Raw genomic sequence first — 8669 nt, 5'->3', positions numbered from 1 at the left:
CTGAGAACCAGGGACCCCTTGCGAAGAACCGGCAAGCCTCGCGGCTTCCCATTCAGGCCGCCATAAAGCAAGCATGAATGATGAAGGCCGCTGTCCTAGCGGTATACAGCGGCCTATCAAGCCGCAAAGGGTCCTCGGGTTCTCAGGCCCGGCTCACCTTTTTCGTGAGCGGGAGAGACTTTACATCAATACGCCAAAAGTATTCACAGCGCGCACCAGAAAAATCTGCAGCGAGGGCCGATCTCATTGGCGGGTGCGGGTTGGCCGTGTGCTGTTAGCCTTGCGGGGGCGGCAAGGCCCCTGCCCTGCCAGCCTTGGCGACCGTGCCCCAAACCCAAAGTGAATTCACCATGACCAGCCCGCTGTACACCGCCTCCGTTCCCGTTCTGCAGCAGATGCTGCGGGCCCTGTCTGACGTGCTCAAGAAAGCCGAAGACCACGCGACGCAAAAGAACATCGATCCCAACGCGCTGCTGCAAGCGCGGCTGTTCCCCGACATGTTTCCGCTGGTTCGACAGGTGCAAATCGCTGCTGACTTCTCCAAGGGCATTGCGTCCCGCCTGGCGGGTGCCGAGGTGCCTTCCTGGCCCGACACGGAAGCCAGCTTCGCGGACCTGCAGGCCTTGATCGCCAAGGCCTTGGCCCACATCGGCTCCTTCAAGCCCGAGCAATTCGAAGCCAGCGAAAGCCGCGAAATCGTGCTGCGCCCGGGCACCCCCAAGGAAAAGAAGCTCACCGGCAGCACCTATCTTCTGAACTACGGCCTGCCGCAATTCTTCTTCCACGTCACCACCGCCTACGCCATCTTGCGCCACAACGGCGTTGAGATTGGAAAGCGCGACTACATGGGTGCGTATTGACGCGAGACACCTGAGTGCGGCCGGGCGGTGAGGTCCAACGCTTGGCCCTTTGAGGGCGTTGGGCGGGGGTTTGGAGAGGCGACTATGCAGCGGTGGCGGCATCTAGCGCTTACTGGTCAAGCGGCCGCTTACGGACACAGTGACCTGAGGTCGGTGTCAAAGAGATCGGCAGGAGCCCATTCCAGTACGAATGCGGCGAGAGTCCCGGCGGATCCGCGGGAGGTCTCCTTGGCATGAAAAGGGCGATCTGTCCCAGGAACACCCGGGGCTAATGTTTCGACAGAGTAGTCCACACCGGTCGCACCTCAATTGTGGCCACGGCTGCCATGGGGTGTTTCGATGCAGCTTCAAGTGCGATCTCGAACGTCGCGCATTCAAGCAGTTCGTAGGCACACATTTGTTCGCGAGACCTGGAGAACGGCCCAGGGGTGTGGACGACCTGACCCTCCCTGACCCGCAGGGTGATCGCCTCCGACGCAGGCCGCAACGGGTTGCCATCCACTCGAACCCCACTCGCCTGCATGTTACTGATCCATTTCACGATGTCGCCAATCAAGTCCTCAGTCGGCTTGAATTCATCGTCATGGGCAATGATGAGCAAGAAATGCATTCTTTCACTCCACTCTAAATGGCATGCACCTCTACTGGCGCAATGCATCATGCAGGGTCACGGGATGGCGCGCGAGCTGTCTGCCCGCACGTCTGCTTTCGACGAACCGAGGACAGAATGCAGCACTTCTTCGTCGGTGGCTACAGCAGCGACGCCTGCGCAGGCACCCGGTCCCACCGATCATGTCGACCGTCCTCATACACGATCGGCGCAGCCAGCAGAACGTCCAACATGACGTCGTCGAGGCAGGCCACGTTGATGGCATAAAAGTGGCCGCCCAACTCCACGAGTTCACCCTCCCCGAACGGCTTGATACCGCAGTGCTGGCAGAAGCGATGCCGGATCGATTCCGAGCCGAATCGATACTCAGCAAGCGCCGCATCGCCGGCCAGCAGTTCGAAGTCCGTGGCAGGAACGATCGCCTTCCAGAATCGTCCCTTCCAGCAAATCGAGCAATTGCAGCGGCTCGTTCCAGCCTGCAAGTCGAGCAGACAACGGAACTGAACCGCGCCGCAGTGGCAACTGCCGCGGTAGGCCCGCCTCACAGCTTTGCCTCTGGCGCCTGAACCGCCGCCAGATGCTCCGTCAGCCGATCCATGCATTCGGCCCAGCCGCTGGCGTGGCCATCGCGTTCCGATTGCGGAAGTCCTGACTGGCGGAAACGGATCCGCGTGGCGTCGGGCCCTTCCTGAAGGAAGTCCACCTCCACCAGCGTAAACGGGAATGTTTCTCCGGCTCTTTCCCAGGCAAAAGTGAACACCAGGCGTTCCGGTGGCGTGATCTCGCGGTACTGACCGTGCTGCCAATAGTCTTCACCGCCTGGCGAGCGGATACAGATGCGCCAACGGCCACCCGATCTGAAATCCATTTCGCACGAGGCCATGCTGAAGTCTCGACCCTGCTCGTCGCGCGGCCCCCACCAGCGGGCAAGGTGCCGAGGCGAGGTCCAGACCTCGAAGGCCAGCGCAGGCGGCACCCTCACCACGCGCTCGATCACGACTTGCTGCCCACGGGCCTGCAAATCAAGCTTTGCGTCCATGCAATTTCTCCTTCTCTGAAACATTCAACTCGTCGAGGTAGTTGGCCATCCGGTCGAAACTGTCCTCCCAGAACGGGCGGTAGTGCTCAAGCCATCCCGCGGCCTGCGCCAACGGAGCGGCCTGCAGCCGGCGCGGCCGCCACTGCGAATGACGGCTCTGCTCGACCAGTCCCGCACGCTCCAGGACCTTCAGGTGTTTGGAGATCGACGGCAGGCGCATGTCGAACGGCGCCGCCAGTTCGTTCACCGTGGCCTCACCCTGCGCCAGCAGCGCTAGGAGCGCCCTGCGGGTGGGGTCCGAAAGTGCGGCGAAGGTCAGGCTCAGCGGGTCATCAAGCATGGTGCTTTAATTTCTTTGTTGGCTAATTACCCGATAGGCTAAATATTATTCAGAATCCTGTCAACTGAAATCACAAGAGCGCAGTGCCTCAGCGGTGTCTATGACAACGTTGGTGGCCACGAACAGCATCTCCTAGCCGGCGCGGCTCGACGGAATGCAGGTCGCCCAGCTGCGACCTGTCTGGGCGGTCAAGCACGCACCAAGCTACTTTCGTTCAGCCTCTTCAAGTCCTGTTGACTGATACGCCGCCGTCTACGAGGAATGCGGTGCCGGTGACGAAGCTCGATGCGCTGGAGGCAAGAAATAGACACGCCTGTGCAATTTCTTGAGGTGTTGCCATCCGCTTGAGCGCATGTATGCCCTCTACGAAAGCCAGGACCTCTGGCGTCGCCCCTGGCGCGTTGGTGATGCTGGCCGGGGTGTCGGTGCCTCCAGGCAACAACGCGTTGGATCGGATGCCCTTGCTTCCCAACTCGGTCGCCAGTGCTTTTGCAAGGCCAATCTGTCCCGCTTTGCTGGCGGCATAGGCCGACATCCCAGGCATGCCAGCAGAGTAGCCCACAAATGATGAGGTAAATATCAACGACCCGCCACCTCTTTCGATCATCGCAGGCACTTGGTACTTGGCACCCAAGAATGAGCTAGTGAGGTTTGTGTCTATCACTTGACGCCATTCATCAAGGCCGATGTCAGAGATGTTGCGTGAGGTGCCAACCGTGCCGGCGTTGTTCACGGCGATGTCAAGGCCCCCGAAATCGGTGACGGCCATGTCGACCAGCCGTTGTGCGATCACTTCATCACAGACGTCGCCTGCCAGAAATCTGGCTTGCCCGCCTGCGCTTTCAATTTCATTGACCAGAACTTCAAGCTCCGCGACGCGACGAGCAGACAGGACAACACGGACCCCTTCTTGGGCAAACAGGAGCGCCGTCGCGCGCCCTATCCCGGAACTTGCCCCAGTGACGATGGCGACCTTGTTCAACAGACTCTTCATGACTTGTATTCCACTGGTTGAAAGAGTCTGTAGTTTGGTATTGGGATGGCCAGATGTCTCGCCGTTTTCGGACTTCAAACTCCTATGGGCAACGAGCTCTGCGGCGTCCTGTTGCGGCGCCGCTTAAGTGGTCTCGAAGGGTGTCGGCGAGCTCCATCGAGGCTGTACGCTGGTTTTCTACCAAAGGTGTTGCCCGAGGAGTCGCGAGGCTCTTGGTCTTGAGCTGCAACCGCCTGTACTTCAGGTATGTCGAGCGACTGCCCAACAAGCTGAAGACGGGCCCAGTGGCAACTCGCGTGGAGGTGGCCGAGGTCAATCTTTCACTTCAACCACCTGTTCGAAGCCGCCGAAGATCATGCGTTTGCCGTCGAAGGGCATGGGCGGGTTGCCGGGGGCGGACGGGTCCATGCGCGGGTCTTCCATCATCTTCTTCATGCCCGCGTCGCGGGTGGCTTTGTCTGGCCATTCGACCCACGAAAACGCCACGGTCTCCTCGGCCGTCGCCTGGACGGCACGGCGAAAGTCGGTGACTTTGCCGTCCGGGACGTCGTCGCCCCAGCCCTCGATCACTCGCGTGGCGCCCAGTTCGAGGAAGATGGGGTCGAGTTTGCGCGCGTGTTCAATGAATTTCTGCTTGTTGGCGGTGGGAACCGCGATCACGAAACCGTCGATGTAAGGCATATCCGTCTCCTGTTGGGTTGGCCTGCAAGGTGCCCCCTATGGGCACCTTGTCGTTGCTCGACGAACGACAGCAGGGCAAATCGACATGGTGCGCAATGCCGCGCCGGCAGGCTGTAGGACAGCCGCGCCTTTTTTGAGGGGCAGCCCCCGCGTGCAAAAATCGAGCGCAGCCGGGACGACCCGGCCCACAGCGCACCCGCCCCCTATGGACAACGACCTCTCCCAAGCCCTCGCCTGGGCCGAATGGCTCGGCCGGCATGCCCTGCCCGTGCTGGCCGCCGCCCTGGTGCTGGTGCTCATGGCCACCACCGCCCTGGTGGTGGCGTTCAGGCGCTACGGCGTCTATTCCTCGTGGGACCGCTGGCCGCGCCCGCTGCTGCTGGGCGTGTGCCTGGCGCTCGGGGCGGGTGTGCTGGTGGCCACGGCGTCCCTGTTTGCCGAGATGCTGGAGGTGTTCGACGCGGACGAGGAGATCGGCCAGTTCGATGTGCGGCTGACCGAGACGCTGGCGCGCGAGCTGCCCCCCTCTGCCCTGCGCTTTTTCGGCGGCTTGACCCACCTGGGCGACCCGCTGCCGCTGACGCTGCTGGTGATAGGCGTGGGTGTGCTGCTGCTGATGCGCCGGCGCACGTCGCTGGCGCTGGGCTGGGTGGTGGCGTGCGCGGGGGTGGGCCTGCTCAACCGGGTGCTCAAGCACATTTTCGAGCGGGTGCGGCCCTTTCACGACCACGGCTTTGCGCAGGCCGATGGCTACAGCTTTCCCAGCGGCCACACCTCGGGTTCGCTGGTGGTGTACGGCATGCTGGCTTATCTGTGCCTGCGCTTGCTGCCGCCGCGCTGGCACCTGCCCAGCGTGCTGCTGGCTTCGGCGCTGGCGTTCAGCATTGGCTGGAGCCGCGTGATCCTGCAGGTGCACTGGGCGAGCGATGTGGTGGCCGGGTTCGCCTTCGGTGTGGCGTGGTTGACGGTGTGCATCGCGGCGATCGAGGTGACGCGGCGGGCTTCGCGCGCCTAGTCCTCAGCCACGCTTGCGGGCCGCTGCCTTTGGTCGCTGTGGTCAGCTTGTGGCAACCGCCTGCGCAGCAGGCCAGTCGAGTGCGAGGCCGGGCTGCTCGGCCAGCGTCTGGCTGAGCACGCGGGCCAGGGGCTTTTCCGAGGCGGTTTTCGGAATGGCTTTCAACGGCAGCACCTGCTGCAGCACCACCGGCCGGGGGAGCGCGGCGCGGAGGGCGGCCACCGCCAGCTTTTCGTTGGGCGGCGCGTGCTGCGCGAAGACGACCGCCGCCACCACGTCGGACTCACCGGGCACACGCGAGACCGCGGGCACGCCGAAGACGAAGACGTCATCGACCAGGCCCGTTTCGGCCAGGCTTTTTTCGATGAAGGCGGCGTCGATGAAGTCGCCGTTGCGGCGGATGCCGTGGCCCATGCGGAAGTCGAAGTACAGCCAGCCGTCCGCGTCGCGGTGCACCACGTCGCCGGTCCAGAGCCAGCCGTCGCGGCATTTGGCTTCGGAGGCTTCGGGTTCGTCCACGTAGGACACGCGAAACGGCGTGCCGTCGGCAGCGCGGATGAGCAGCTGGCCGCGCGCGCCAGGGGCCACGTCCTGCCCGGCGTCGTCCACGATGCGGATGCTCAGCGTGGGCGGCGGGCGGCCGATGCTGCCCAGCGGCCCGACCCCGGGGGGCTTCATGGTGAGCCCGCCTTCGGCGGTGCCATAGAACTCGAGCAGGCTCACGCCGAAGCGGTGTTCGAAGTCGCTCCAGATGGTGGCGGGCATGCCGGCCGACACCACGAGCCGCACCTCGTGCTCGCGGTCGGCTGGGGTGGGTGGGGCGCAGTAGATGGCGGTGGTCATGCCGCCGAGCAGGGTCAGGCTGGTGCAGCGGTGCTCGCGCACGGTCTGCCACATGCGGCTTTTGCTGAACCGGCGCGAGAAGACCACGGGCAGGCCGCGCACCAGGGCGGCGCCCAGCGTGACGAGCTGGGCGTTGGCGTGCGTGAGCGAGAGGCCGGAGTACAGGCGGTCGTCGGGCCGGTAGCCGAAGGCGGTGGCGGCCAGGCGGGCGGTGTCGGTGAATTTGCGGTGGCTGTAGATGATGCCTTTGGGGTGGCCGGTGGTGCCGGAGGTGAAGAGGATCTGCATGTCCTCGTCCGCAGGGCGGCGCTGTGCGGCGATGGCGGGCGAGGCGGTGTGCGCCAGCAGGCTGCGGTAGGGCACCACGCCCTGGGCGGGCGGCTCGGGCGGCTCGCCGAGCACGGCCACGCCGCGCAGGCTGGGGCAGCTGGGGCGCACGGCCAGGGCGCTGGGCAAGGCGGGTGGCTCGGCCACGAGCAGCGCGCAGCGGGTCTTGGTGAGCATGTAGGCCAGCCGCTCGGGGGGCGTGCGGGGGTCGATGGGGACCAGCGTGAGCCCGATGAGGCTGCTGGCGATGAGCAGCTCGACGAATTCGGGGTGGTTGGCCATGAGCAGCGCGGCGCGATCGCCCGGGCCGTAGCCTTGCGCGGCCAGGCCGGTGGCCAGCCGCGTGGCGGCGTCCCAGAGTTGCGCCCAGGTGCGGTGCTCGGTGCCTTGCGCTGGCGGGGCGGCGTGGTCGATGAAGGTCAGGGCGCGGCTGTCGCCGCGCTCGCGCGCGAGCGCCTCGACCAGGTCGGCGATCGTGTGCGGGTTCGCAAGTGCCATCGTCAATCTGCCTTGATGCCCTTGTCGCGGATCAGCTTGCCCCACTGCGCCGATTCCTGGCGGGTGAGCTGGTCGAGCTCGCCTGGTGTGGAGCCCTGGGGGTCGATGCCCATCTCGCCGAGCCGTTTGCGCAGCTCGGGCTCTTGCAGGGTGGCCTGGATCGCGCGGGACATCTGCTCCACCACGGCGGGCGGCACGCCAGCGGGCCCCCAGACGGCGTTCCAGCCGGTGAGCTCAAGGCCGGGCAGCGTCTCTTTCAGGGTGGGCACGTTGGGCAGCGCGGCGAGCCTTTCGCCGGTGGTGACGGCCAGGGCCTTGACCTTGCCGCTGCGCACCAGGGGAACGGCCGAGGTCTGCGTGTCGAACTTCACCTGGATCTGGTTGGCCATGAGGTCGGTGTTGGCCGCGGCGCTGGTGCGGTAGGGCACGTGCAGCAGGTCGATGCCGGCGCGCTGCTTGAGCAGCTCCATGCCGAGGTGAGGCGCACTGCCGTTGCCGAAGGACGCATAGGTGAGCGCGCCGGGGTGGGCGCGGGCGTGCTGGATCATGCCGGCCACGTCGTCGAAGGGCACGGTCGGGCCGGCGAGGAGGACGTAGCCGCCCTTGGAGATCAGGCTCACGGGGGCGATGCCTTTGGCCGGGTCGTAGGGGAGCTTGGCGTAGATGTGCGGATTCATGGTCATGAGCTGGTTGAATCCGAAGAGGAAGGTGTAGCCGTCGGGCGCGGCGTTCAGGGCTTTGTCCGCCCCCAGGATGCCCGAGGCGCCCGGTGTGGGTTCGACCACGATGGGTTGGCCCAGGCGCTGCCCGAGCCGGTCGCCGATGAGGCGGGCCATGATGTCCGGGCCGCTGCCCGCGCCAGCGGGAACGATGAGCCGGATGGGTTTGTTGGGCCAGGCGGTTTGCGCCAGCAGCGCCGGGGCCATCGCCATGCCGGTGAGAAGGGCCACCACGTGGCGGCGCTGGATGGGAACTCGTTTCATGTCGTGTCTCCTTGGGAAGTGGTTCAGGCCCGGCCGTGGCGCGCTGCGCCCAGCAGGGTGACGCAGGCGACGGCTTCCTCGTTGTCGATGAAGCCGCCGCCGTTCTCGGCCAGGGCCACCCGGGCGCCGGCCACTTGCCGCGGGCCGGCGCGCCCGCGCAGTTGCTCGGTCAGCTCGCCGATCTGCATGAGGCCGGTGGCGCCGATGGGGTGGCCTTTGGATTCGAGGCCGCCCGAGACGTTGACGGGCAGTGGGCCGCCGAGCGCGGTGGCGCCGGATTCGGCGAAGCGCCCGCCCTCGCCAGGGGCGCAGAAACCCAGCGCTTCGGTCTGCAGCACTTCCCCGAAGGCGGTGGCGTCGTGGACTTCGGCCAGGTCGATGTCGTCGGGGCCGAGGCCGGCGCGTTCGTAGGCGGCGCGCGCGGCCCGGTGGGTGATGGCTTGCTCGGTATCGTCGTCGCGGCGCGGCAGGCCGCTGAC

The 8669-nt window shown here is 65.4% G+C and carries 10 protein-coding genes and 1 pseudogene; 2 read left to right on the top strand and 9 right to left on the bottom strand.

Annotation, left to right across the window (positions count from 1 at the left end):
- Positions 1-350: 350 nt before the first annotated feature.
- Positions 351-860, top strand: coding sequence for a DUF1993 family protein (locus KIT86_RS23115; RefSeq protein ID WP_297402772.1), 510 nt, complete (start codon positions 351-353; stop codon positions 858-860).
- 268 nt (positions 861-1128) lie between these two features.
- On the opposite strand, the gene KIT86_RS23110 is transcribed toward KIT86_RS23115, so the two are convergent.
- From KIT86_RS23110 to KIT86_RS23085, 6 genes are all read right to left on the bottom strand, one after another.
- A complete protein-coding gene (locus KIT86_RS23110; RefSeq protein WP_297402770.1) occupies positions 1129-1470 on the bottom strand; it encodes a YciI family protein in 342 nt (113 codons plus the stop codon).
- A gap of 140 nt (positions 1471-1610) precedes the next feature.
- The gene (locus KIT86_RS23105; RefSeq protein ID WP_297402768.1) at positions 1611-2015 is read right to left on the bottom strand and encodes a GFA family protein; all 405 of its coding nucleotides are present in this window, start codon (positions 2013-2015) and stop codon (positions 1611-1613) included.
- The gene (locus KIT86_RS23100; RefSeq protein ID WP_297402766.1) at positions 2012-2509 is read right to left on the bottom strand and encodes an SRPBCC domain-containing protein; all 498 of its coding nucleotides are present in this window, start codon (positions 2507-2509) and stop codon (positions 2012-2014) included. Before KIT86_RS23100 ends, KIT86_RS23105 begins: the two co-directional genes overlap by 4 nt.
- On the bottom strand, positions 2493-2849 hold the full coding sequence (locus tag KIT86_RS23095) for a helix-turn-helix transcriptional regulator (RefSeq protein WP_297402764.1): 357 nt from the start codon (positions 2847-2849) through the stop codon (positions 2493-2495). The genes KIT86_RS23100 and KIT86_RS23095 overlap by 17 nt, the downstream gene beginning before the upstream one ends.
- Positions 2850-3072: 223 nt before the next feature.
- Positions 3073-3843, bottom strand: a complete 771-nt coding sequence (locus KIT86_RS23090; RefSeq protein WP_297402762.1) for an SDR family oxidoreductase — start codon at positions 3841-3843, stop codon at positions 3073-3075.
- A 312-nt stretch (positions 3844-4155) separates the two neighbouring features.
- The gene (locus KIT86_RS23085) at positions 4156-4524 is read right to left on the bottom strand and encodes a DUF1428 domain-containing protein (RefSeq protein WP_297402760.1); all 369 of its coding nucleotides are present in this window, start codon (positions 4522-4524) and stop codon (positions 4156-4158) included.
- Between the two features lie 205 nt (positions 4525-4729).
- Here KIT86_RS23085 and KIT86_RS23080 point away from each other — a divergent pair, with 205 nt between their 5' ends.
- Positions 4730-5539, top strand: a complete 810-nt coding sequence (locus KIT86_RS23080; protein ID WP_297402758.1) for a phosphatase PAP2 family protein — start codon at positions 4730-4732, stop codon at positions 5537-5539.
- A gap of 42 nt (positions 5540-5581) precedes the next feature.
- Here the strand turns inward: KIT86_RS23080 and KIT86_RS23075 are convergent, their stop codons facing one another.
- The 3 genes and pseudogenes from KIT86_RS23075 to KIT86_RS23065 all read right to left on the bottom strand — a co-directional run.
- The gene (locus tag KIT86_RS23075; RefSeq protein ID WP_297402756.1) at positions 5582-7207 is read right to left on the bottom strand and encodes a class I adenylate-forming enzyme family protein; all 1626 of its coding nucleotides are present in this window, start codon (positions 7205-7207) and stop codon (positions 5582-5584) included.
- Positions 7208-7209: 2 nt separating this feature from the next.
- On the bottom strand, positions 7210-8190 hold the full coding sequence (locus KIT86_RS23070) for a tripartite tricarboxylate transporter substrate binding protein (RefSeq protein WP_297402754.1): 981 nt from the start codon (positions 8188-8190) through the stop codon (positions 7210-7212).
- Between the two features lie 23 nt (positions 8191-8213).
- A pseudogene (locus KIT86_RS23065) lies at positions 8214-8669 on the bottom strand (thiolase family protein); the annotation flags it as partial.

The sequence above is a fragment of the Hydrogenophaga sp. genome (assembly GCF_026125825.1).
Taxonomy (GTDB): domain Bacteria; phylum Pseudomonadota; class Gammaproteobacteria; order Burkholderiales; family Burkholderiaceae_C; genus Hydrogenophaga.
Note: the sequence above shows the minus strand (reverse complement) of the source record. Positions and strands in the feature narration are given on the sequence as shown.

What these genes read in the sequence shown, in the direction of transcription:
- KIT86_RS23115 (WP_297402772.1), top strand. Translation starts at nt 351, where the DNA reads ATGACCAGCCCGCTGTACACCGCCTCCGTTCCCGTTCTGCAGCAGATG.
- KIT86_RS23090 (WP_297402762.1), bottom strand. Translation starts at nt 3,843, where the DNA reads ATGAAGAGTCTGTTGAACAAGGTCGCCATCGTCACTGGGGCAAGTTCC.
- KIT86_RS23085 (WP_297402760.1), bottom strand. Translation starts at nt 4,524, where the DNA reads ATGCCTTACATCGACGGTTTCGTGATCGCGGTTCCCACCGCCAACAAG.
- KIT86_RS23100 (WP_297402766.1), bottom strand. Translation starts at nt 2,509, where the DNA reads ATGGACGCAAAGCTTGATTTGCAGGCCCGTGGGCAGCAAGTCGTGATC.
- KIT86_RS23080 (WP_297402758.1), top strand. Translation starts at nt 4,730, where the DNA reads ATGGACAACGACCTCTCCCAAGCCCTCGCCTGGGCCGAATGGCTCGGC.
- KIT86_RS23110 (WP_297402770.1), bottom strand. Translation starts at nt 1,470, where the DNA reads ATGCATTTCTTGCTCATCATTGCCCATGACGATGAATTCAAGCCGACT.
- KIT86_RS23095 (WP_297402764.1), bottom strand. Translation starts at nt 2,849, where the DNA reads ATGCTTGATGACCCGCTGAGCCTGACCTTCGCCGCACTTTCGGACCCC.
- KIT86_RS23075 (WP_297402756.1), bottom strand. Translation starts at nt 7,207, where the DNA reads ATGGCACTTGCGAACCCGCACACGATCGCCGACCTGGTCGAGGCGCTC.
- KIT86_RS23070 (WP_297402754.1), bottom strand. Translation starts at nt 8,190, where the DNA reads ATGAAACGAGTTCCCATCCAGCGCCGCCACGTGGTGGCCCTTCTCACC.